Annotated in this window: 17 protein-coding genes and 1 pseudogene; 14 read left to right on the top strand and 4 right to left on the bottom strand. The window is 64.7% G+C overall.

The annotated features are described in order from the left end of the window. Nucleotides 1-62 precede the first annotated feature (62 nt). From ACVW1B_RS05415 to ACVW1B_RS05440, 6 genes are all read left to right on the top strand, one after another. On the top strand, nt 63-977 hold the full coding sequence (locus tag ACVW1B_RS05415; RefSeq protein WP_253609703.1) for an intradiol ring-cleavage dioxygenase: 915 nt from the start codon (nt 63-65) through the stop codon (nt 975-977). Between the two features lie 343 nt (nt 978-1,320). Then, nucleotides 1,321-2,631 carry a CmpA/NrtA family ABC transporter substrate-binding protein gene (locus ACVW1B_RS05420; protein ID WP_456781271.1) on the top strand — a complete coding sequence of 437 codons (1,311 nt, stop codon included), beginning with the start codon at nt 1,321-1,323 and terminating at the stop codon, nt 2,629-2,631. A gap of 61 nt (nt 2,632-2,692) precedes the next feature. After that, entirely contained in the window at nt 2,693-3,595 is a 903-nt protein-coding gene (ntrB, locus tag ACVW1B_RS05425; protein WP_076827017.1) for a nitrate ABC transporter permease, read from the top strand. A gap of 10 nt (nt 3,596-3,605) precedes the next feature. Further along, nucleotides 3,606-4,400, top strand: a complete 795-nt coding sequence (locus tag ACVW1B_RS05430) for an ABC transporter ATP-binding protein (protein ID WP_456821302.1) — start codon at nt 3,606-3,608, stop codon at nt 4,398-4,400. Between the two features lie 115 nt (nt 4,401-4,515). Then, nucleotides 4,516-4,941: a globin family protein gene (locus tag ACVW1B_RS05435; RefSeq protein WP_456781269.1), complete on the top strand. Its 426-nt coding sequence runs from the start codon at nt 4,516-4,518 to the stop codon at nt 4,939-4,941. A gap of 195 nt (nt 4,942-5,136) precedes the next feature. After that, nucleotides 5,137-6,036: an SMP-30/gluconolactonase/LRE family protein gene (locus ACVW1B_RS05440; RefSeq protein ID WP_456821303.1), complete on the top strand. Its 900-nt coding sequence runs from the start codon at nt 5,137-5,139 to the stop codon at nt 6,034-6,036. 94 nt (nt 6,037-6,130) lie between these two features. Here the strand turns inward: ACVW1B_RS05440 and ACVW1B_RS05445 are convergent, their stop codons facing one another. After that, nucleotides 6,131-7,216, bottom strand: a complete 1,086-nt coding sequence (locus tag ACVW1B_RS05445) for a substrate-binding domain-containing protein (RefSeq protein WP_456821304.1) — start codon at nt 7,214-7,216, stop codon at nt 6,131-6,133. 117 nt (nt 7,217-7,333) lie between these two features. Between ACVW1B_RS05445 and ACVW1B_RS05450 the strand changes: the two genes are divergently transcribed. The 8 genes and pseudogenes from ACVW1B_RS05450 to ACVW1B_RS05485 all read left to right on the top strand — a co-directional run bounded on the left by ACVW1B_RS05450 (nt 7,334) and on the right by ACVW1B_RS05485 (nt 19,337). Beyond that, nucleotides 7,334-8,818, top strand: a complete 1,485-nt coding sequence (locus ACVW1B_RS05450) for an aldehyde dehydrogenase family protein (RefSeq protein ID WP_456781268.1) — start codon at nt 7,334-7,336, stop codon at nt 8,816-8,818. A 266-nt stretch (nt 8,819-9,084) separates the two neighbouring features. Further along, the gene (locus ACVW1B_RS05455; protein ID WP_456821305.1) at nt 9,085-9,924 is read left to right on the top strand and encodes an aldo/keto reductase; all 840 of its coding nucleotides are present in this window, start codon (nt 9,085-9,087) and stop codon (nt 9,922-9,924) included. A gap of 276 nt (nt 9,925-10,200) precedes the next feature. Then, nucleotides 10,201-11,145, top strand: a complete 945-nt coding sequence (locus ACVW1B_RS05460; RefSeq protein ID WP_253590479.1) for a DMT family transporter — start codon at nt 10,201-10,203, stop codon at nt 11,143-11,145. A 246-nt stretch (nt 11,146-11,391) separates the two neighbouring features. Beyond that, complete coding sequence (locus tag ACVW1B_RS05465; RefSeq protein ID WP_456821306.1) at nt 11,392-15,279, top strand: autotransporter domain-containing protein; 3,888 nt, start codon at nt 11,392-11,394, stop codon at nt 15,277-15,279. Between the two features lie 117 nt (nt 15,280-15,396). Next, on the top strand, nt 15,397-16,479 hold the full coding sequence (locus ACVW1B_RS05470) for a zinc-binding dehydrogenase (protein WP_456821307.1): 1,083 nt from the start codon (nt 15,397-15,399) through the stop codon (nt 16,477-16,479). A gap of 107 nt (nt 16,480-16,586) precedes the next feature. Continuing rightward, nucleotides 16,587-17,346 (top strand): annotated as a pseudogene (locus ACVW1B_RS05475) (SDR family NAD(P)-dependent oxidoreductase). A gap of 4 nt (nt 17,347-17,350) precedes the next feature. Continuing rightward, nucleotides 17,351-18,610: an NAD(P)/FAD-dependent oxidoreductase gene (locus ACVW1B_RS05480; RefSeq protein ID WP_456821308.1), complete on the top strand. Its 1,260-nt coding sequence runs from the start codon at nt 17,351-17,353 to the stop codon at nt 18,608-18,610. 58 nt (nt 18,611-18,668) lie between these two features. Then, nucleotides 18,669-19,337 carry an amino acid ABC transporter permease gene (locus ACVW1B_RS05485; protein WP_016839817.1) on the top strand — a complete coding sequence of 223 codons (669 nt, stop codon included), beginning with the start codon at nt 18,669-18,671 and terminating at the stop codon, nt 19,335-19,337. Between the two features lie 163 nt (nt 19,338-19,500). Here the strand turns inward: ACVW1B_RS05485 and ACVW1B_RS05490 are convergent, their stop codons facing one another. The 3 genes from ACVW1B_RS05490 to ppk2 form a co-directional block, all read right to left on the bottom strand. Beyond that, complete coding sequence (locus ACVW1B_RS05490; protein WP_028331874.1) at nt 19,501-20,379, bottom strand: transporter substrate-binding domain-containing protein; 879 nt, start codon at nt 20,377-20,379, stop codon at nt 19,501-19,503. 188 nt (nt 20,380-20,567) lie between these two features. After that, nucleotides 20,568-20,990 carry a DUF6294 family protein gene (locus tag ACVW1B_RS05495; RefSeq protein WP_028331873.1) on the bottom strand — a complete coding sequence of 141 codons (423 nt, stop codon included), beginning with the start codon at nt 20,988-20,990 and terminating at the stop codon, nt 20,568-20,570. 339 nt (nt 20,991-21,329) lie between these two features. After that, the gene (ppk2, locus tag ACVW1B_RS05500; protein ID WP_456781263.1) at nt 21,330-22,277 is read right to left on the bottom strand and encodes a polyphosphate kinase 2; all 948 of its coding nucleotides are present in this window, start codon (nt 22,275-22,277) and stop codon (nt 21,330-21,332) included. Between the last annotated feature and the right edge of the window lie 6 nt (nt 22,278-22,283).

Here is a 22,283-nt window from a genome sequence, read left to right on the forward strand (position 1 = left end):
CAATCGCGCCCCCGAAGGGGCCCAAAGTATCTGCCAAGGTATCCGTCAAGGGAAACGCCGAGATGACCCAGTTCAACGAAACCGAGCTCACCGCCGCCGTCATCCGCAGCTTCGACCAGACACCCGATCCGCGGGCCAAGTTCCTGCTGCAGGAATTGGTGAAGTCGCTGCACGATTATGTGCGCAGGACCGATCTCACCTTCGAGGAATGGGACCAGGCGATCGGCTTCCTGACCCGCACCGGGCAGAAGTGCACCGACATCCGCCAGGAGTTCATCCTGCTGTCCGACGTGCTCGGCGTGTCGATGCTGGTCGATGCGGTCAACCATCGCGATCGCGACGGCGCGACCGAGACTACCGTGCTCGGCCCGTTCTATGTCGGCGAGCACAAGGTGACGCCGCACGGCACCGACATCTCGGCGAGCCTGCCGGGCGAGCGCATGTTCGTGCAGAGCCGCGTCACCGACCTCGACGGCAAGCCGCTGGCCAATGTGCCGGTCGATATCTGGCACGCGGACGATGACGGATTCTATGACTCGCAGAAGCCGAGCTATGCCACCGAAGGTCCGTCGTCGCGGGCGCGCTTCATCACCGATGCCGACGGCCGCTTCTTCTTCCGCACCATCGTGCCGTGCAGCTATCCGATCCCGACCGACGGCCCGGTCGGGCAGATGATCACGCAGACCAACCGTCACCCGATGCGGCCGGCGCATGTGCACTTCCTGGTCAACGCCAAGGGCTACGAGCCTCTGATCACGCATGTCTTCGTCGAGGGCGACAAGTACATCGATTCCGACGTCGTGTTCGGCGTGAAGGATGAATTGATCGCCAAGGTCGAGCGCCGCACCGATCCTGTCATGCCCGATGGCCAGCGATCGGATGGGCCGTGGAGCCTGATGACCTACGAATTCCGTGTGAAGCCCGGCGGCGGAATGGCGCCCGCGCCGCTCGGCACCAAGGTCACCGAGGACGCCTGATCGGTTTCTGAACGTTTCTGCTCAATTCTTGTGCGCCGCACAAAGATTGGGCGAATCGCAAGTTTTGGCAGCGCGCGGAAAACTCGCGCGCGCTGCGACATGTTGCGCAAGGCTTTGCAGCGAAATCCATTTTCGCGCTGCGGTAGGTTGGCACAAGGCTTGAATAATCATTAGCCGACGCCATTGAAGCCGTCCCTCGAGGCTACCCCATCGGATTTCTGACGCCGCCAGACCGGGGCCTTCCCGGTGCACGCCTTTTTGCGCCCTGCGCGCGTCGCCATCCGGAGGGCGGCGCTCGACGCACTGACGCAACACCGCAACGCAACGACGCAAAGGACGACCGATGACCAAGCCCACCGACAAGCCGCCAAGCCGCGGCCTCAGCCGCCGTCAGCTACTCAAGGCAAGCAGCGGCGCCGCCGCGCTGCTCGCCGCGGCCAAGCTCAACTTTCCCGCAGGTGCATTCGCGCAGGGCGCCGGTCCGGAAGTGAAGGCTGCCAAGCTCGGCTTCATTGCGCTGACCGATGCCTCGCCGCTGTTCGTCGCCAAGGAGAAGGGCATCTTCGCCAAATACGGCATGCCCGATGTCGAGGTGCAGAAACAGGCCTCGTGGGGCACCACGCGCGACAACCTCGTGCTCGGCTCCGAGGGCAACGGCATCGACGGCGCGCATATCCTGACCCCGATGCCGTATCTGATCTCGGCCGGCAAGGTAACGCAGAACAATCAGCCGACGCCGATGTACATCATGGCGCGGCTCAATTTGAACGGCCAGTGCATCTCGGTCGCCAAGGAATATGCCGATCTCAAGGTCGGCATCGACACCGCGCCGTTCAAGGCGGCGCTGGAGAAGAAGAAGGCCTCCGGCAAGGCGGTGAAGGCCGCGATGACTTTCCCGGGCGGCACGCATGATCTGTGGATCCGCTACTGGCTCGCCGCCGGCGGCATCGATCCCGACAAGGACATCGAGACCATCGTGGTGCCGCCGCCGCAGATGGTGGCCAACATGAAGGTCGGCACGATGGACTGCTTCTGCGTCTGCGAGCCGTGGAATCTGCAACTGATACATCAGGAGATCGGCTATACCGCGATCACGACCGGCGAGCTCTGGGACAAGCATCCGGAGAAATCGTTCGGCCTGCGCGCCGCCTGGGTCGACAAGAATCCGAAGGCCGCGAAGGCGCTGTTGATGGCTGTCATGGAAGCCCAGCAGTGGTGCGAGAAGGCGGAGAACCGCGCGGAGACCGCGGCGATCTGCGCCAAGCGGCAGTGGATCAACTGCCCGGTCGAGGACATCACCGACCGCATGAAGGGCAAGTTCGACTACGGCACCGGCCGCGTGGTCGAGAATTCGCCGCAGCAGATGCGGTTCTGGAGCGACAACGCCTCCTATCCCTATCAGAGCCACGACCTCTGGTTCCTCACGGAAGACATCCGTTGGGGCAAGTACGAGGCAGGCTTCGACACCAAGGCGCTGATCGCCAAGGTGAACCGCGAGGATCTCTGGAAAGAGGCCGCCAAGGAGCTTGGCGTGTCCGACATTCCGGCCTCGACCTCGCGCGGCAAGGAGACCTTCTTCGACGGCAAGGTGTTCGATCCCGCCGATCCCGCGGCCTATCTGAAGTCGTTGTCCATCAAGCGTGTTGACGTCTGATTTGAGCGAGCCGCGCGAGCAGTGCGGCTCTCCTTTTTTTGACCATGGAGATTTTCGTTCAATGTCGATGCCTGCCATGAAGACCGAAGTGTCGGCGGTCGCGATCCCGCCGGCCGCTGCCGCGGCGCCGGTCGTGACCATGACGCCGAAGCGCGCGCCGCGCGCCGAGACCTACGCCAGGATGGCGAAGGAGACCGCGGCGCGCGTGGTGCCGCCGCTGATCGTGGTCGCGCTGCTGCTGGTGGTGTGGGAGCTGATCTGCCGGCGCGCCGGCTCCAGCCTGCCGCCGCCGTCGAAAGTGTTCAAAGATACCAAGGAGCTGATCCTCGATCCGTTCTTCGACAATGGCGGCATCGACAAGGGCCTGTTCTGGCATCTCTCCGCCAGCCTGCAGCGCGTCGCCTACGGCTATTCGCTGGCGGCGATTGCGGGCATCGCGCTCGGCACGCTGGTCGGACAGTCGGTCTGGGCGATGCGCGGGCTCGATCCGCTGTTCCAGGTGCTGCGTACCATCCCGCCGCTCGCCTGGCTGCCGCTGTCGCTGGCCGCATTCCGCGATGGCCAGCCCTCGGCGATCTTCGTGATCTTCATCACCTCGGTGTGGCCGATCATCATCAACACCGCGGTCGGCATCCGCAACATCCCGCAGGACTACCGCAACGTCGCGGCGGTCGTGCAGCTCAATCCGCTGGAGTTCTTCACCAAGATCATGATCCCGGCGGCCGCGCCCTACATGTTCACCGGCCTGCGCATCGGCATCGGCCTGTCCTGGCTCGCGATCGTCGCCGCGGAAATGCTGATCGGCGGCGTCGGCATCGGCTTCTTCATCTGGGATGCGTGGAATTCCTCGCATATCAGCGAAATTATCCTGGCGCTGTTCTATGTCGGCATCATCGGCTTCGTGCTCGACCGGCTCATTGCGGGCCTCGGCAAAGTGGTGACCCGCGGCACGGCGGCGAACTGAGGAGGACGTCATGCAGGCCTATCTGAAGCTCGATCACATCGACAAGACCTTCACCCGCGGCAACGCCACCACGGAGGTGCTGAAGGACATCAACCTGACGATCGAGAAGGGCAAATACGTCTCGATCATCGGTCACTCCGGTTGCGGCAAGTCGACACTGCTCAACATCGTCGCCGGCCTCACCGGCGCCACCAATGGCGGCGTGCTGCTGGAGAACCGCGAGGTCAATTCGCCGGGACCGGATCGGGCCGTGGTGTTCCAGAACCACAGCCTGCTGCCGTGGCTCACCGTCTACGAGAACGTCAAGCTCGGCGTCGACAAGGTGTTTGCAAGGACCAAGAGCAAGGCCGAGCGCGACGCCTGGGTGATGCACAATCTCAGCCTCGTGCAGATGGCGCATGCCAAGGACAAGCGGCCGAGCGAGATCTCGGGCGGCATGAAGCAGCGCGTCGGCATCGCGCGTGCGCTCGCGATGGAGCCAAAGGTGCTGCTGCTGGACGAACCGTTCGGCGCGCTTGACGCGCTGACCCGGGCGCACCTGCAGGATTCGGTGATGGCGTTGCACCAGAAGCTCGGCAACACCATCCTGATGATCACCCACGACGTCGACGAGGCGGTGCTGCTGTCGGACCGCATCGTGATGATGACCAACGGTCCGAGCGCGCGGATCGGCGAGGTGCTCAAGGTGCCGTTGGCGCGGCCGCGCAAGCGGCTCGAGCTCGCGACCAACCAGGGCTACCTGAAGTGCCGGCAGCGCGTGCTCGAATTCCTCTATGAGCGCCACAGCTTCGTCGAGGCGGCGTGATGATCACGTCGACGGCAAGCGTTTCCGCTTTGAACCGAAGCGCCGGCTTCGGTTACCAATGCTCGCGTTTTGAAAAATCGTTGCAGAACTCATTTCATGACCGAGGAGAATTGAGATGAATCCGGCTCAAATCAAGCTGGTTCAGGACAGCTTTGGCAAGGTCGCGCCGATCTCGGAGCAGGCCGCGGTCATTTTCTACGACCGCTTGTTCGAAGTCGCGCCCGCCGTGAAGGCGATGTTTCCGGTCGACATGAAGGAGCAGCGCAAGAAATTGATGACGACGCTTGCCGTCGTCGTGAATGGGCTGAGCAATCTCGACATGATCCTGCCGGCCGCGAGTGCGCTGGCCAAGCGGCATGTCAGCTACGGCGCCAAGCCCGAGCATTATCCGGTGGTCGGCGGCGCGTTGTTGTGGACGCTGGAGAAGGGGCTCGGCGAAGCCTGGACGCCTGACGTCGCCGCCGCATGGACCGCGGCCTACGGCACGCTGTCCGGCTACATGATCTCGGAAGCCTATGGCGCGGCGCAGCCGGCCGAATAGGAAAACGTCGTAAGCACAGGACGGCTGTCCAACCGTCATTGCGAGGAACGAAGTGACGAAGCAATCCATCTTGCCACGCATGGAGGTATGGATTGCTTCGCTTCGCTCGCAATGACGTGGTGGGCTTTGGGGTATTCGACGGCGCCAGCAATCTTCTCTATGGTTCGCCCCGTTCCGCCAACGGGTGAACCAACAATGATGTTCCTGGAAACGCCGCCGAAACTGATCGCGACTGAAATCTTCTCCGCCGTGCCGGCGGAATTCCGCCGCAGGGTGGCGAGCGAATGGGCCGACGCCAACCGCCCGGGCGCGGTGACCGACTGCTTCATCGAGGGACCGTCGTTCGATGCCGACGGCAATCTCTACATCGTCGACATTCCGTTCGGCCGCATCTTCAGGATCGCGCCGGACAAGTCATGGTCGCAGGTTGCCGAGTATGACGGCTGGCCGAACGGGCTGAAGATCGATGCGATGGGCCGCATCCTGATCGCCGATTATCGGCACGGGTTGATGGAGCTCGACGCCAGGTCCGGCGAGGTCACGCCGCTGCTGCGCTCGCGCAATTCGGAATCGTTCCGCGGCTGCAACGACCTGCACATCGCATCGAACGGCGACATCTATTTCACCGATCAGGGCCAGACCGGGCTGCACGATCCGACCGGCCGCGTCTATCGGCTGCGGGTGAACGGAGCGCTCGACTGTCTGATCGACACCGGCATCAGCCCGAACGGCTTGGTGCTCGATCCGCACGAGGCGGTGCTGTTCGTCGCCATGACGCGCGACAATGCGGTCTGGCGCGCGCCGTTCATGAAGGACGGCAGCGTCTCCAAGGTCGGCCGCTTCTGCTCGCTGTTCGGCCCGAGCGGACCCGACGGCATGACGATGGACGCCGCCGGTCGGCTGTTCGTCGCGCACGCCTCGCTCGGCCATGTCTTCGTGTTTGCGCCGAACGGCGAGTGTATCGCGCGGATCAAGTCCTGCGCCGGGCCGAGTTGCACCAATGTCGCCATCGGCGGCGCCAGCCGCGACCGCCTCTACATCACGGAATCGGTGACTGGCTCGGTGCTGGTCGCCGACATCAGCGGGCTCGGCTAGATATCTTCCTGACTGTCGACCATCGTCATCGCACCTGGCGCAAGTCCCGAAGGATCGACGGCCATCAGGTCGGCCGTTGCCGGGGTCTGCCTGATCAGCGGTCGGAATGCAGCTTCTCGAGAAACTCCTTCACCCCGCTGACGGCGCCGGTGTTGGAGGCGACATAACCGGGAAGGGCGCCTACCGCCTTGTGGAACTCGCTGCTCTTCATGATGTCGAGCACGCGCTGCATCGGCTCGGTCTCGAGGAAGGCGCGCTTGCACACGAAGAAATAATCTTCCGTGAGCAAGCGGATGAAATCGAGCCCGAACTGCCGCGCCGCGGCCTCGACGCCAAAACTCGCATCCGCCATGCCGCTCGCGACATAGGCGGCGACCGCCGCATGGGTGAATTCCATATGCTGGGCGCCGTTGATCCGCCCTTCCGGGATCTTATGCAGCCTCAGCAATTGATCGAATAGCAGCCGCGTGCCGGAATCGTGGTCGCGGTTGACGAAACGGGCCTTGCGCTCGACGAGGTCCTTCAGCGTCGTGATCTTCAGCGGGTTGCCGCGCTTGACCATCAGGCCCATCTCGCGGGTCACGAAATTGATGACGCGGTCCTCGCGCGGATCGAGCCATTCGCGGCAGGCCTTGATGCCCTGCGCCCGCAATTCGCCGCGCGGCAGGTGCACGCCGGAGAGATCGCAGGCGCCCTGCGCCAGCGAGACCAGCGAGTCCTGGTTGCTGACATAGCGCAGATCGACGCCGACGCCGCCCGCGCGGTCAAGGAATTCGCGCAGCTTGGATACCGCAAAGCCGTGGCTGGCATGGACCCGGATCACCGACGGTCGCTGCTCGAGAAATGGCTTGATCTCGGTGACCAGTTCCTGCGCGAGGTTCTCGAGCTGCATGCCGAGCCGCGCCTGCATGCGCTCGCCGGCCCACACCAGCTTCTCGCCGAATGGCGTCAGCTTCGAGCCCTTGCCGCGGTGGGTTTCAACCAGCGGCACGCCGAAGAACTCGGTCCATTGCTCGATCAGGTTCCAGACATGGCGATAGGACAGCTGCGCATCGCTGGCGGCGCTGGTGATCTTTCCGGTCTTCCGGATCTCGTTGAGGATGCCGAGCATCACGACCGCGGTCTGCGGGCTGTCCTCTTTCCGAAAGCGCCAGACGGTCTCGATCTCGATCTGCAGCATCGTGGTCACCATTTATGAAGTTGACTTCATATCTTGGCATGCCAATAGGCACAAGATATCATATTTACTGCTGATCAGAGCCTCCTAGGTTGAGTGACAACACCAGGAGGAAATATGATATCCGTTGCATATGACTATGAGCGTGACGCCCGCCGCGCCCCGACCATCAGGGACGAACTGCTGCTGATCGATGGCGCCCGCGTCCGTTCGTTGTCCGGAAATACCTTCAAGTCGCTCAATCCCGCCACCGAGCAGGTGATCGCTACGATTGCCGAAGGCAATGAAGCCGATGTCGATCGTGCCGTGGCGGCTGCCCGCCGCGCCTTCGAGGGGCAGTGGCGCACCATGCGCGCGGCCGAACGTGGCCACATCCTGCTCCGATGGGCTGAGCTGCTGAAGCAGCATGCCGACGAGATTGTCGCGCTCGAAAGCCTCGATGCCGGCAAGCCGATTGCGGGTGTGCTGCGCCAGGATTTTCCCGCCGCCATCGACACGCTGACCTATTACGCCGGCTGGGCCGACAAGATCAGCGGCGATGTGGTCTCGGCGCGCGACGACGCGCTGACCTATACGGTGCGCGAGCCGGTCGGCGTGGTCGCCGCGATCGTGCCGTGGAATTTCCCGCTGATGATCGGCATGTGGAAGCTCGCGCCGGCTCTCGCCTGCGGCTGCACGGTGGTGATGAAGCCGGCCGAGCTGACCTCGTTGTCGGCGCTGCGCATCGGCGAGCTCGCGCTCGAGGCCGGTTTGCCGAAGGGTGTGCTGAACATTGTGACCGGGCCCGGCCGCGTCGTGGGCGACGCGCTGGTCAATCATCCCGATGTCGACAAGGTGACGTTCACCGGCTCGCCCGGCGTCGGCCGCGGCATCATGAAGGGCGCCGCCGGCAACTTCAAACGGGTCTCGCTCGAGCTCGGCGGCAAGTCCGCCAATGTGATCTTCGACGATGCCAATCTCGAAGCCGCTGCCAAGGCCGCGGCTGCCGGCATCTTCTTCAACGCCGGGCAGGTCTGCTCGGCCGGCTCGCGCGTGCTGGTGCAGGAGAACGCCTATGACGAGGTGGTCGAGCGTCTGGTCGCCCGCGCTGAGGCGTTGCGGATCGGCGATCCCGCCGATCGCGCCACCGCGCTCGGGCCCGTCATCTCCGAGAAGCAGATGCGCTCGATCCGCGATTATGTCGAGATCGGCAAGCATGAGGGCGCGGTACTGGCCACCGGCGGCGCGCGGGTCGGTGACCGCGGCTATTTCATCAGTCCCGCGGTGTTCGCCAATGTCGCGCACGAGATGCGCATCTCGCAGGAGGAGATCTTTGGCCCCGTCGTCAGCGTGATCAAGTTCAAGGACGAGGCCGATGCGCTGCGCATCGCCAACGGCACCGCCTACAGCCTCGCTGCCGGCGTCTGGAGCGCGGATATGGGCCGCGTGCAGCGCTTCGCCAAAAAGGCCCGCGCCGGCACGGTGTGGATCAACACCTATGGCTACACCGATGTGCGGTTGCCGTGGGGCGGCGAGCGCGACTCCGGCCTTGGCCGCGAGCACGGCACCGCCGCGCTTGACAATTTTACCGAGCCGAAGGCGGTGTGGATGAACCTCAACGTTTGATGCGCGTCGAGAGACGCGAGAGCGCGCGTCACAATACAGCTGTCGTCCCGGCGAAGGCCGGGACCCATAACCACGAATATCTGTTGTTGCACAACGGGTGGAATGACGAGTCCCGCCGACAACGACTGCTGCGGAGTATGGGTCCCGGCCTTCGCCGGGACGACGATGTGGAGACATCGCCGGGATGACGATGTGGAGACATGGTCGTCGGTATGCTTTATCGTCCTGCGCGGAGCCACAAGGGAACTACGCAGAACGAGGCGATCGTGCAGACGAAAAAATTCGGCGACAACGGCCCGCAGGTCTCGGTGATCGGGCAGGGCACCTGGTATCTCGATCGCGGTGACCGCAAGGCGGCCGTCGCTGCGCTGAAGCGCGGTATCGATGCCGGCATGACGCATATCGACACCGCCGAGATGTATGGCGACGCCGAGCTCGTGATCGCGGATGCGATGTCCGGCCGGCGCGACGAACTGTTCCTGGTCTCGAAGGTCCTGCCGAGCCACGCCTCGCGGCGCGGCACCATCACCGCCTGCGAGCGCTCGCTGAAGCGGCTGAAGACCGATCGCCTCGATTGCTATCTGTTGCACTGGCGCGGAACCAGTCCGCTTGCCGAGACGGTCGCGGCGTTCGACGAATTGATCGCCGCGGGCAAGATCCGGTCCTGGGGCGTCAGCAATTTCGACACCGAGGATCTCGACGAACTGCTCGATGTCGCGGGTGAAGGCAAGATCGCGTGCAACCAGGTGCTCTACCATCTGCAGGAGCGCGCCATCGAGCACGCCGTGATTCCCTGGTGCGAGCAGCACGGCGTCGCCGTCGTCGCCTACTCGCCGTTCGGTCACAATGATTTTCCCTCGCCGTCGAGCAGGGCCGGCATGGTGCTGCAATCGATTGCGCAGGCGCACAAGGCAACGCCGCGCCAGGTGGCGCTGAGCTTCCTCACGCGACTGCCGTCGGTGCTCGCGATTCCGAAGGCGTCGAACGCGGAACACGCGGCGGAGAATGCGGTGGCGGGAACTCTGAAGCTCAGCGGCGACGAACTCGCCGCGCTCGATGCCGCGTTCCCGCGCGGGCCGAAGCCGCGCTCGCTGCCGATGCTCTGAACTGGAAAGTTTCGTGGCTTGGCCCCGCAATTCGCGGGATTCACGCTGTTCCGCTCCACACAGTTCTTAACAAACTGTTGCAGTTGCGGCGGCACACGGCCTGCGGCGGGCGGTCGCGCGCGCTGGCGCATATCGGAGTCCCGTTTTCGGGCATTGTTCTCGCGGCGGAATTGGCGTTTTGTACGAGGAGCAGATTCCCTTTATTTTGCCTTCGAGATTGCCGTGACACCGCCCCCCGCAGCCGTGGCCGCCAGGCTGGACAGCGTTCCCCTTTCATTGCCCGCAAAGACCGCGCCCGCAGCGACAAGCAAGGCGCCCGCCCGCACCGACCGGCCGTTCAAGGGCATCGCGCTGATCCTGCTGTCGACCGTGTTCCTGGGCACCTCCGACGTCACGGCAAAATATCTCTCCTCCACGCTGCCCTCGATCGAGATCGCCTGGATCCGCTTCCTGGTGTTTGCGATGATCATGACGCCGGCGATGCTGCCAGGCTCGCCGCTGTTCGCGCTGCGCAGCAGCCGTCCCGGCCTGCACGTGCTGCGCGGCGCCGCGCTGCTCGGCTCCTCGCTGATCTTCATCACGGGGCTCGGCTTCCTGCCGATCGCCGAAGCCTCCGCCACCAGCTTCGTCTCGCCGCTGTTCGTCACCGCGCTGTCGATCGCTTTCCTCGGTGAGAGGGTCGGCATGCGACGCTGGATCGCGACCGCGGTCGGCCTCGCCGGCGTGTTCATCATCCTGCGGCCGGGCACCAGTGCCTTCCATCCCGCCGCGATCTTTCCGATCGTCTCGGCGCTGGCGTGGGCGGCCACGTTGATCCTGACGCGCATGATGAGCGGCAGCGAGCGCCCGATCACCGTGATGACCTATTCGTCGATCGTCGGCGTCGCCATCGTCAGCGCGCTGGTGCCGTTCGTCTGGGTCACGCCGAGCTGGCACGACATCATGTTCGGCATCCTGATCGGCGTTGCGTCCACCGTCGGACAGTGGATCGTGGTGCTGGCGTTCCGCTATGGCGATGCCTCGGTGCTCGCGCCGTTCTCCTACACGCAGCTGCTGTGGGTCAGCATCCTCGGCTTCATGATCTTCGGCGAAGTGCCCGACCGTTGGACCATTCTCGGCGCCGGCTTCATCGTCGCCTCAGGCCTCTACACCGCGCATCGCGAGCGCGTCCGACGGTCGCAGCTGCTGACCGTGGCCAGCGAGCCGTCGCCGAACGCCTGAGCGTCCGGACGAAATCGTGCGTCGGTTGCGAAGCCGGCTTCAACTAGCGTTGCGCGGGTACAACAGTCGGGCCGAAATCTTTGATCTCGGATCGCTGAATCACCGGATTTCGGAAACGATCGGCAACCTCACACTTCGCCGCGTGCTAACCCTAGCCCCAAGAGCGCCGCAGAGCGTTTGGGGGTCGGGTACGTGCATTTTGGTTCGTTCTTTTTCCTGTCAGGCGGTCGGTCGTCTCGCGCTGCGATGGCCCTGGCAATCGGCGCCCTGACCACCGCAATCGCGTTGCCGACCGGTTCGGCACGAGCGCAGAGCTACACCTGGGGCGGCACCGGAAGCTCGACGAGTACCGATGCGTACGAACTCCCGACCAACTGGTCGACCACGTCGGCCGGCGCGCCGCCGATCCTCCCGAGCCAATCAGCAATTTTCGATTCATCGGGATCGGCGACGGTCACCATCGCGCCTGGCTTGATGCTGCCGGGGTCCTGGACCTTCACCGCCAATTCGCAATCCTACACGATCAATGGCAGCCCGGTTGGTTTCAGCCTGTCCGGGCCGACCGGCGGCCTGATCAACCACGCCAACAACGGCCAGATCATCACGATCAACGCCAACCTCACCGACGGCATTGGCGGTCCGGCGATGGTGCAGCAAGTCGGCAACAGCACGTTGGTGCTCGCGGGCACCAATGCCTATTCCGGCGGCACGCTGATCTCCGCCGGTACCGTGCAGGTGACGAATGCGGATTCGGTCGGCACCGGCACCATCACGCTCAATGGCGGCACGTTCCAGATGCAGTCGCCGACGGTTTCGAGCGTCGCCTTCGCCAACAACATCGCGGTCAATGCGGCCGGCGGCACGGTCGATGCGAACGGCGCCCAGGTCAATCTCCAGGGCGTGATCGCCGACGGCGTCGGCGCCGGGGTTCTGCGCCTGATCGACTCGTCCGCGTCCGGATTCTCCAATGTGCAGCTCTCCGGCGCCAACACCTATTCCGGCGGCACGCTGGTGGTCGATACGACCGTTGTCGTCAGCAACAACAGTTCGGTCGGGTCAGGCACCGTCACGCTCGACAATGCCTCGTTTCAGGCCGACGGCCTCAGCAACCTGACCTTCGCCAACAACTTCAAGATCAATACGTCGGCCATCGGCAGCGCGATCGATGCCAATGGCGTCACGCTCACGATCGCCGGCAACATCGCCGACGGCAACGGCCCCGGCAAGCTGACCGTGCTGGATAATTCAGGCGGCCTCGGCCGCGTGGTGCTGCTCGGCACCAACACCTACACCGGCGGCACCACGATCTGCGATTGCGCGACATTGCAACTCGGCGACGCCAGCCACACCGCTTCGATCGTCGGCGAGGTCGCCGTCGACGGCAAGTTCGACATCGTGAACGCCAACACCGCGGGCATCACCAAGATCGTCAACGACGGCTTCAACGGGATCGCCACCACGACGTTCTACAATTCCACCACGGCGTCGACGGCGACGATCGTCAACCAGAATTTCGGCATCACGGAGTTTCGCGACAGCAGCACCGCTGGCAATGCCACCGTGAGCAACACCAATGGTGCGCTCACAGTGTTCCGCGACACCAGTTCTGCCGGCAACGCCAGGTTCACCAACACCAACGGCGGCACTGTGGTGTTCGGCGACGCGTTTGGTCCTCCCGGCGGCTCCGACACCAGCACGGCCGCCAAGGCCGTGATCGACAACTCCAACGGCGGCGCCGCGGTGTTTCTGGGCCACACCAATGCAGGGCAGGCCACCATCACCAACGGCACCAATGGCGGCTCGACGCAGTTTTTCGAGTCCTCATCTGCGGCTTCGGCAACCATCGTTACGCTCGCGGGCGGTCAGGTCGCCTTTTTTCAGAACAGCACGGCGGCGAACGCCAGTTTCGACAACAGCGGCGTGCTCTATTTCGGATCTGTCGGTATCAACCCGGTGGAGGCGCCGACCGCGGCCAACGCGACGATCGTCAATCGGGCTGGCGGCGTTCTCCAGTTCGATGCCTATGCCACCGCGGGCAATGCGATTATCGACAACCAGGCCGGCAGCCAACACATCTTCACAACGTTCGCTACCGCGGGCGACGCCACCATTACCACTGAAGCCGGCAGTACCATTAAGTTCTTCAACAACGCGACCGGCGGCAACGCACAGTTCATCACCAACGGCACCGGACTGGTCGATTTCTCGCTCAGCACGGGGCTGAACGGCGACGGGCGCATCACCGCGGGTTCGATCGCAGGCTCCGGCTTCTATTATATCGGCTCAGGCAACACCCTCGCCGTTGGCAGCAATAATCTCTCGACGACGCTCAGCGGCGTGCTTGCCGACTTCGATCCGTTGAACCCATTCCATATCTGTGGCTGTTTCGGCGGCGGTCGCACCGGTCCGGCGAATTTTGAAAAGACCGGCAGCGGCACGCTGACCCTGTCGGGCACCAATACCTACACCGGCACCACCGTCGTCAATGGCGGCATTCTGCAGGTCGACGGCTCGATCGCCTCGTCGAGCCTCACCACGGTGAATGCCGGCGGCGCGCTCTCCGGCATCGGCACCGTCGGCAACACGACGATTGCAAGCGGCGGCATCCTGATGCCCGGCAACGCGACACCAGGCACATCCCTGAACGTGGCGGGCAACCTCGCCTTCCAGTCGGGGGCACTGTACCTCGTCGGGCTCAATTCGACGGCGTCCACCTTGGCCAAGGTGAGCGGCAGTGCGACGCTGGCCGGATCGGTCGGCGTCAGCGTCGCCGCCGGCAGTACGATTGCCAAGCAATACACCATCCTGTCGGCGGCCGGCGGCCGCAACGGCACGTTCGCCGGTATCGATTCAACCGGGCTGCCGTCGAACCTCGTCGCGACGCTCGGCTATGACGCGAGCAACACCTATCTGAACTTCACGCTCGATTACGGCGCGAAGTCGAAGCTGAACGTCAATCAGCAGAACGTTGCCGCCACACTGCAGAACTTCTTCAACGCCAATGGCGGTATCAACGCGGTGTTCGCCGGGCTGTCGCCGGCCGGCTTGACGCAGGCCTCGGGCGAGGGCGCGACCGGTTCGCAGCAGGCGACGTTCAACGCGATGGGCCTGTTCCTCGGTCTGCTGACCGATCCGTTCGTCGCCGGGCGCGATGGTGGGTTTGGCGGCGGCGCGGGGGCGACGCCGTTCGCCGAGAAGAGCATGCCGCTCGCCTATGCGGCGCGCCAGAGCGAGCCGCGCGATGCGCTGGCCGCGATCTACACCAAGGCGCCGCCGCGGCTGGTCGATTTCGAGCAGCGCTGGAGCGTATGGGCGGCGGGCTATGGCGGCTCGCAGACCACCAGCGGCAATGCGGTGCTGGGCTCGAACAACACCAGCAGCAGCCTCTATGGCACCGCGGTTGGCGCCGACTACCGCTTCTCGCCGAACACCATTGCCGGCTTTGCGCTCGCCGGCGGCGCGAGCAGCTTCAGCGTCAACGGTCTCGGCTGGGGCCGCTCTGATCTGTTCCAGGCCGGTGCGTTCGTTCGCCACAGCGTCGGCGCGGCGTACTTGAGCGCGGCGCTCGCCTATGGCTGGCAGGATGTCACCACCGATCGCATCGTCGCCGCGGCCGGCGTCGATCATCTGCGCGCCAACTTCAATGCCAATGCCTGGTCGGGCCGGCTCGAGGGCGGCTATCGCACTGCCACGCCGTGGATTGGGCTGACGCCTTATGCGGCGGCGCAGTTCACGAGCTTCGAGCTGCCGGCCTATGCGGAGAGCGTGGTCTCCGGCGGCGGTGCCTTCGCGCTGAATTATGCCGCGAAGAGCGTCACCGACGTCCGGAGCGAACTCGGTCTGCGCTCCGACAAATCGTTCGTTATTGACGGCGGCATCTTCACGCTGCGCGGCCGCGTTGCCTGGGCGCATGACTTCAATCCGGACCGCGCCGTTGGTGCGGTGTTCCAGACGCTGCCCGGCGCGGCCTTCGTGGTCAACGGCGCGGCGCAGGCCAGCGACTCGGCGCTGACCACGGCCTCCGCCGAGCTGAAGTGGCGCAACGGCTGGTCGGCCGCCGCGACCTTCGAGGGCGAATTCTCCAACGTGACACAGTCTTACGCCGGCAAGGGCGTTATGCGCTATACGTGGTGACCCTCCGTGCTATAGCCTCCTGCGGCGAAAGCTTGTCCCGGACTTGATCCGCGACAGCATTTCGCGAGACGAAATACGCATCAAAATGAGTGGGACAAAACCCACGCGGGAGGGAATATGCGCGCAGCGATCTTCAGGAACGGCGAGATTGTCGTCGACCGGGTGCCCGAGCCGAAGCCCGGCGCCGGCCAGGTGCTGGTCAAATCGCTCGCCTGCGGCATCTGCGGTTCCGATCTGCACGCACGCAAGCATGCCCACCGCATGGTGGAGCTGAGCAAGTTCCTGCCCGGTCGCACGCCGATGGATCTGTCGCGCGACGTCGTGTTCGGCCATGAGTTCTGCTGCGAGGTCCTCGACTACGGCCCGAACACGACGCGCAAGCTGAAGCCCGGGACGAAAGTGTGCTCGCTGCCGGCGCTGCTGACGCCGGAGGGCCCGAAGGGCATCGGCTATTCCAACGATTATCTCGGCGGCTATGCCGAGCAGATGCTGCTCAGCGAGCCGCTGCTGCTCGAAGTGCCGAACGGGCTTGCGGCCGAGCACGCCGCGCTCACCGAACCGCTTGCGGTCGGCGTGCATGCGGTGGCGATGGCCAACATCCAGGGCGGCGAGGTGCCGTTGGTGATCGGCTGCGGACCGGTCGGGCTGGCGGTGATCGCGGCGCTGAAGATCAGGGGGCTCGGACCGATCGTTGCTGCGGATTATTCGCCGGCGCGGCGCCTGCTCGCCGAGAAGATGGGCGCCGATGTGGTGGTCGATCCCGCCAGGACGCAGCCCTATGCGAGCTGGGCCGAGCACGCCCAGATGACCGACGCGGAGAAGGCGGCGCGTCCGCCGATGCAGGCGCTATTGCCGCCGCTGAAGCCCGCGCTGATCTTCGAATGCGTCGGCGTGCCCGGCGTGCTGCAGCAGGTGTTCGAGGGCGCCCCGCGCAACGCCCGTGTCGTCGTGGTCGGCGTCTGCATGGAGACCGACAAGTCCGAGCCGATGCTCGGCATCATCAAGGAGCTCAACGTCCAATATGTGCTCGGCTACACGCCGGAGGAGTTTGCGTATTCGCTGCGCCTGATCGCGGAAGGCCAGGTCGACGCCGCCTCGCTGGTCACCGGCCGCGTCGGCATCGACGGCGTCGCGCAGGCGTTTGCGGATCTCGCCAATCCCGAGGCGCACACCAAGATCCTGGTCGAGCCGTGGCGCTGATTTGGCGTTGAACGCGGCGCTAAACTAACGACGAGGGGCGCGGTTTGCATTTCGTGACGCCGAACCTATAGTTCGCTGTCTCGTATCGCACTGACAGCACGCACCTCATGCGAATTTCGATCATCACCGGAGGCGGCTCCGGCATCGGCGCCGCAGTCGCGCGCCGGCTCGCCGGCCCCGCTCAATCCCTGATGCTGCACGGACAGGGCACCACCGCCGTCGGCCTCGCGCGGCTGAATTCGGTTGCGGAGGAATGCCGCGGCAAGGGCGCAAGGGTCGAGGTCAGCACCGGCGATCTCGCCAAGGCCGGCGCCGGCACCGCGCTGGTCGCGGCAACGCGGGCCGCGTTCGGGCCGATCGAGACCATCGTGCACGCCGCGGGCTTTGCCGACCGGCGCGAGTTCGCCAACCTGCCGCGCGAGGCGCTGCAGCGCGCCTTCGCGGTGATGGCGGCGGCCTTCCATGAAATCGCGGCGGCGGCGCTGCCCGACCTCACGCGCAGCGCGCAAGGCCGCGTCGTCGCGGTGTCGAGCTTCGGGCCGCATCGCTTCGTGCCCGGCGCCACCTATCCGGGATCGGCCCGCCGCGAAGGCCGCGCTCGAGGTGCTGGTGAAGTCGCTCGCGGTCGAGCTTGCAGCATCGGGCGCCACCGCCAACGCCGTGATGCCCGGCTACACCCGCAAGGATCCCGGCCTGTTCGGCGCGCTTGATACCGCGACCTGGGAGCGCGTCGCAAAGGCCAATCCGATGCAGCGGCTGGCCGAGCCCGACGAGGTCGCGGCCGTCGTCGCCTTCCTGCTGTCGCCGGAAGCGAGCCACGTCACCGGCGCGACGCTGCCGGTCGATGGCGGCTTGACCTTGATGTGACGCCATGAGCGACGGCACGTCAAAACAGCAGGTCGATGTCGCCGTGCTCGGCGCCGGCATGGTCGGCGTCTCGGCGGGCCTTGCCGCGCGGCAGCGCGGTCTCTCCGTCATCGTCGTCGATCGCCGCGAGCCGGGCAGCGAAACCTCCTACGGCAATGCCGGCATCATCTCCTCGGGCTCGATCCTGCCGCTCAATACGCCGTCGCTGCTGAAGAACCTGCCGAAATATCTGACCAACGCGCATCCGGCGTTGCGCTGGAACATTGCGTGGGCGCTCGCCAATGCCGGCTGGGTGATGCGCTTCCTCGCGGCGGCAACGCCGTCGCAGACCAAACCGCGCGCCGCCGCGCTGCACGGCCTGATCGGGACCTCGCTGAAGCTGCATCGCGACTGGATCGTGCTGGCCGGCGCCGGCCATCGCATCCGCGAGACCGGCTGGCTCAAGGCCTGGCGCAGCGACGGGCTCGCCGCCGCCCAGGCCGAGCAAGCAGCGCTCGCCGAGTTCGGCATCCGGAGCGAGGTGCTTGATCGGCAGGCGATCTCCGCGCTCGAGCCCAACATCATTCCTGCCTATAGCGTCGGCCTGCTGCACACGCAGACGGCATCGGTCGATTCACCCGGCGCAGTGGTCAAGGCCTACGCGCAGATGTTCGCCGCTGGCGGGGGCACGATCAGGCAATCCGGAATCCGGCGGATCGAACCACACGGCGACGGCTGGCGCGTGCAGCTCGCCGACGTCGAGATCGCCGCGCGCCATGTCGTGGTCGCGCTCGGGCCGTGGTCGGCCGAGCTGCTGCAGCCGCTCGGCTATCGCGTGCCGCTGGCGTTCGAGCGCGGCTATCATCAGCATTTCGTGCCGAACCCGGCACGCAAATTGCTGCGGCCGATCCATGATGCGGAGGGCGGCTTTCTGATGACGTCGATGGAGCAGGGCGTTCGCGTCACCAGCGGCGTCGAGCTCACCACGCGCGACGCGCCGTCGAATTTTTCGCAGCTCGAGGCGGTGGTGCCGATGGCGCGCAGCGTAGTCGAATTTGGCGATGCGGTCGGCGAGCGCTGGCGCGGCGCGCGGCCGACGCTGCCCGACAGCCTGCCGATGATCGGCGAGGCGCCGCGACATCGCGGGCTCTGGCTCGCCTTCGGCAACCAGCATATCGGCTTCACCACCGGCCCCGGAACGGGCGCCGCAATTGCGGCGATGATCGCGGGCGATGCGCCGCCGTTCGAGGTGAAGGCATTTTCGCCCGCCCGGTATATCGCGTGACTCGCGCGAGGCCGCCTGCAATGTTTGGCGATCAAGCGCGCGGCAACCGAGGGGCAGGATGAACTACGTCTGGGATTTCGGCATCCTTGCCAAGTACAGCCATCTGTTCTGGCTCGGGCTCGGCTGGACCATCGCCTACACCATCGGCACCATCATCCTCGGGACCCTGATCGGCTTGATCGTCGGCATGCTGCGGCTGCGGCGCATTCCCGTGATCGACTGGCTGCTGATCGCCTATATCGAATTGTTCCGCTGCACGCCGCTGCTGGTGCAGATCATCTGGTTCTACTACGCGTTTCCGGTCGTGATCGGCGTCAACATCCCGGCGCATGTCGCCGCCGTCAGCGTGCTCTCGCTCTATGGCGGCGCGTTCTATGCCGAGATCGTGCGCGGCTCGATCGAGAGCGTGCCGGTCGGGCAGTGGGACGCGGCGAAGGCGCTCGGCTTCCGCGGCTGGCGCCTGATGCGGCTCGTGATCCTGCCGCAGGCGCTGAAGCCGATGATGGCGCCCTATGTCAACCAGTCGGTCACGCAGCTCAAGAACACCTCGCTGGTCTCGATCATCGCGGTACCCGATCTCGTCTACAACGCGACCTTGATCAACGCCGACACCTACCGGCCGCTCGAGGTCTACACCATCGTGGCGCTGATCTATTTCGCGATCCTGTTCCCGTCGACGCTGGTGGCCAGGCGGCTGGAGCGCGGGCTGACCTACGACAAGGTGTGAGTTGCTTGACCTCTCCCGCTTGCGGGGGAGGTCGGATCGCATCGTTAGATGCGATCCGGGTGGGGGCTCTCTCCATACATAGGGTGTCGCTTGTGGCGACACCCCCACCCCGGCCCTCCCCCGCAAGCGGGCGAGGGAGATCACTGCCGTCTCGGCAATCGCCTCAAATACTCAACTCCACCGGCACATCCTCGGGCTTGACGCCGGCGAGGCCGAGGCCCTTCACGAACCATTCGCGCATCTGGCCGATGCCGCGGTTGTAGTCGATCCACACCGAAAGGAAATCGCGCCAGCGCTTGTCGGCTTCGCGCCGTACCGCCGTGCCGCTCGCGATCGTCACCGACGGCGAGGCCAGGATCTTGTAGGTGCCGAGGTTCGGGTTCTTGGCGATCGCGGTCAGCCCGAGCACCAGCGCGTTGACCACGCAGTCGACGCGGCCCGACGACATTTCCAGCATCACCTCATCGCGCGACTTCAGCGACTTGATGGTGGCGTTCGGCGCGAAGCGGCGCGCCACCGCCTCGTTGGCCGAGCCGACGTCGACTGCGATCTTGACCTCGGGCTTGTTGATGTCGGCCCAGGTCTTGGCTTCCAGCCCCTTCTTCAGCATCGCGCCGAACGGATGCGGGAACACCAGATTGGTGAAATCGACCACCAGCGCGCGCTGCGGCGTCGGGTTGAGCGCGAAGCCGAGATCGATCTTGTTGGCCTGCAGATCAAGGATTGAATTGCCGTAGGTAGATTCGACGTATTCCAGCTTGACGTCGAGCAGTTTGGCCAGATCGTTGGCCATCTCGATCGAGAAGCCGGACCAGGTGCCCGAGGCGAGGTCCTTGTTGAAATAGGGCAGCTCGCCCGGCAGCACCGCGATCCGCAGCACCTTGTTGGCCCGGATGCGATCCAGCGTGTTGTCGGCTGGCGTCTGCGCCGAGGCCGGCGTTGCCATCGCGGCCGCGAGCGCCGCGCCGCTGCCGATCCCGAGCGCATAGCGCAGCGCGTCACGGCGATCTTCGGAGATTTTGATGTCGTCGGATTGAGTCAAGCGGGCCTCCCTGCACCAGATCGGGGGAAGCCTAGCGTCGGTATCCGGTGCCAGCAAGTGCGCGCGTCTGCACTGCGCGCGTCTGCACCATTGGTAGGCAAGGCGAGGGCGCGGTCGCCTACGTGCCGGACTTCACCTCTCCCGCTTGTGGGGGAGGTCGAATAAGCCGCGAACCGCGCCCTTAGGGGTTAGCAACGATAGGTCATGTTCGCCCCTGTGACCGAAGAAAAGAAAACGGCGGGGAAGCTCAGTTCGGCTACCCAATCGAGCACTTGGTTGTCTGTCTGGGTTTCTGGACTTGAAAGGTGTGGAAATTGAAAAAGCACCGTCCCGTGAATGTCCAAAAGAACGAGACGATCGATAACCCAAACATCACCGTCGTCGGTCGAGAAAAATTTTGCCAGCAATTCTGCTGTTCCGTCAGAACGAAGCCTGAGAGTGGGGCCGTTGTTCAGGGTGCCGTTCAAGAAGCCGGACAGCTTGCAATCGCCGTAACGGATAGGCGCGCTCCAACTGAGGTCAAGGGTTTGGATGGCATGTGTCGCAACACCCTTATAGCTTTCTGGCTGGTCGGTCGCCGAGCTTTTGCTTTCAAGATGTTCTTTCAACATAGCGTACGCCTCCTTCTGGCCCGCGAATTGCGAGCAACCTCTGGTTTAGAGGGAGGGCGCAAAAGGACCAGTGAGCTGCCTCACAATCTCCAATCGCGATTTAGTGATCCTCCCCCGTAAGCGTAGGGCAATCGCATATGGCGGTTTGAGGCGATCGGAGTTCCCACAAACTCGTCATGACCGGGCTTGTCCCGAGCATCCACGTCTTCGTTTCCACGCGAAGAAAAGACGTGGATGGCCGGGACAAGCCCGGCCATGACGGCGCGGAAGAATCGGTTCATTCCATATGCGATTGCCCTGCCCGTAAGGGGGGAGGACAGAGCGTGCTCGTGCCCAGAATCAATATCGTCCGGGCACGTACATCTCCTGCGGGATCGGGCCGCGGTGATAGTCCGGGTTGCGCACCCGCGGCGGCAGCACCACCGGCTGGTGGGTGACCGCCTGATAGGGGATCTGGCTCAATAGATGCGAGATGCAGTTGAGCCGTGCGCGCTTCTTGTCGACGGCATCGACGATCCACCACGGCGAGTCCTGCAGGTGCGTGCGTTCAAGCATCGTTTCCTTCGCCTTGGTGTAGAGCTCCCAGCGGGTCCGCGCCTCGACGTCCATCGGGCTCAGCTTCCACTGCTTCAGCGGATCCTGGATCCGCATCGAGAAGCGGAACGCCTGTTCCTCGTCGGTGATCGAGAACCAGTATTTCAGGAGGACGGTGCCGGAGCGGATCAGCATGCGCTCGAATTCCGGCACCGAGTTGAAGAATTCCTCATACTGCTCGTCGCTGCAGAACCCCATCACCTTCTCGACGCCGGCGCGGTTGTACCAGCTGCGGTCGAACAGCACGATCTCGCCGCCGGCCGGCAGATGCGAGACATAGCGCTGGAAGTACCATTGCGTGCGCTCGCGCTCGTTGGGCGCCGGCAGCGCCGCGATCCGGCAGACCCGCGGATTGAGCCGCTGGGTGATGCGCTTGATCACGCCGCCCTTGCCGGCGGAATCGCGGCCCTCGAACAGCACGACGACCTTTTTCTTCTCGTGCTGCACCCAGTCCTGCAGCTTGACCAGCTCGCCCTGCAGCCGCAGCAATTCGCGGAAATAGAACTTGCGGTCGATCGACGGCCTGCCGGCGGCGCCGTCATGGTCGAGCTCGTCGAGCCTCATGTCGTCGAGCTCGAGCTCGAGTTCCTCGTCGAGGCTGTCGGCCATCTCCTGATGGATGCGGGCGCGCAAGGCTTCGTCCCGCAAGGCTTCATCCCGGGAGGCTTCGTCGGTGAGGGCGGAGGTCGTCATGAAGGT

The sequence above is a fragment of the Bradyrhizobium sp. USDA 4502 genome, assembly GCF_054063355.1.

Excerpts from the sequence above, each read along its gene's own strand:
- ACVW1B_RS05430 (WP_456821302.1), top strand. The coding sequence starts at position 3,606 with ATGCAGGCCTATCTGAAGCTCGATCACATCGACAAGACCTTCACCCGC.
- ACVW1B_RS05485 (WP_016839817.1), top strand. The coding sequence starts at position 18,669 with ATGAACTACGTCTGGGATTTCGGCATCCTTGCCAAGTACAGCCATCTG.
- ACVW1B_RS05470 (WP_456821307.1), top strand. The coding sequence starts at position 15,397 with ATGCGCGCAGCGATCTTCAGGAACGGCGAGATTGTCGTCGACCGGGTG.
- ACVW1B_RS05480 (WP_456821308.1), top strand. The coding sequence starts at position 17,351 with ATGAGCGACGGCACGTCAAAACAGCAGGTCGATGTCGCCGTGCTCGGC.
- ntrB (WP_076827017.1), top strand. The coding sequence starts at position 2,693 with ATGTCGATGCCTGCCATGAAGACCGAAGTGTCGGCGGTCGCGATCCCG.
- ACVW1B_RS05495 (WP_028331873.1), bottom strand. The coding sequence starts at position 20,990 with ATGTTGAAAGAACATCTTGAAAGCAAAAGCTCGGCGACCGACCAGCCA.
- ACVW1B_RS05440 (WP_456821303.1), top strand. The coding sequence starts at position 5,137 with ATGATGTTCCTGGAAACGCCGCCGAAACTGATCGCGACTGAAATCTTC.
- ACVW1B_RS05465 (WP_456821306.1), top strand. The coding sequence starts at position 11,392 with ATGGCCCTGGCAATCGGCGCCCTGACCACCGCAATCGCGTTGCCGACC.
- ppk2 (WP_456781263.1), bottom strand. The coding sequence starts at position 22,277 with ATGACGACCTCCGCCCTCACCGACGAAGCCTCCCGGGATGAAGCCTTG.
- ACVW1B_RS05420 (WP_456781271.1), top strand. The coding sequence starts at position 1,321 with ATGACCAAGCCCACCGACAAGCCGCCAAGCCGCGGCCTCAGCCGCCGT.
- ACVW1B_RS05435 (WP_456781269.1), top strand. The coding sequence starts at position 4,516 with ATGAATCCGGCTCAAATCAAGCTGGTTCAGGACAGCTTTGGCAAGGTC.
- ACVW1B_RS05445 (WP_456821304.1), bottom strand. The coding sequence starts at position 7,216 with ATGCTGCAGATCGAGATCGAGACCGTCTGGCGCTTTCGGAAAGAGGAC.
- ACVW1B_RS05415 (WP_253609703.1), top strand. The coding sequence starts at position 63 with ATGACCCAGTTCAACGAAACCGAGCTCACCGCCGCCGTCATCCGCAGC.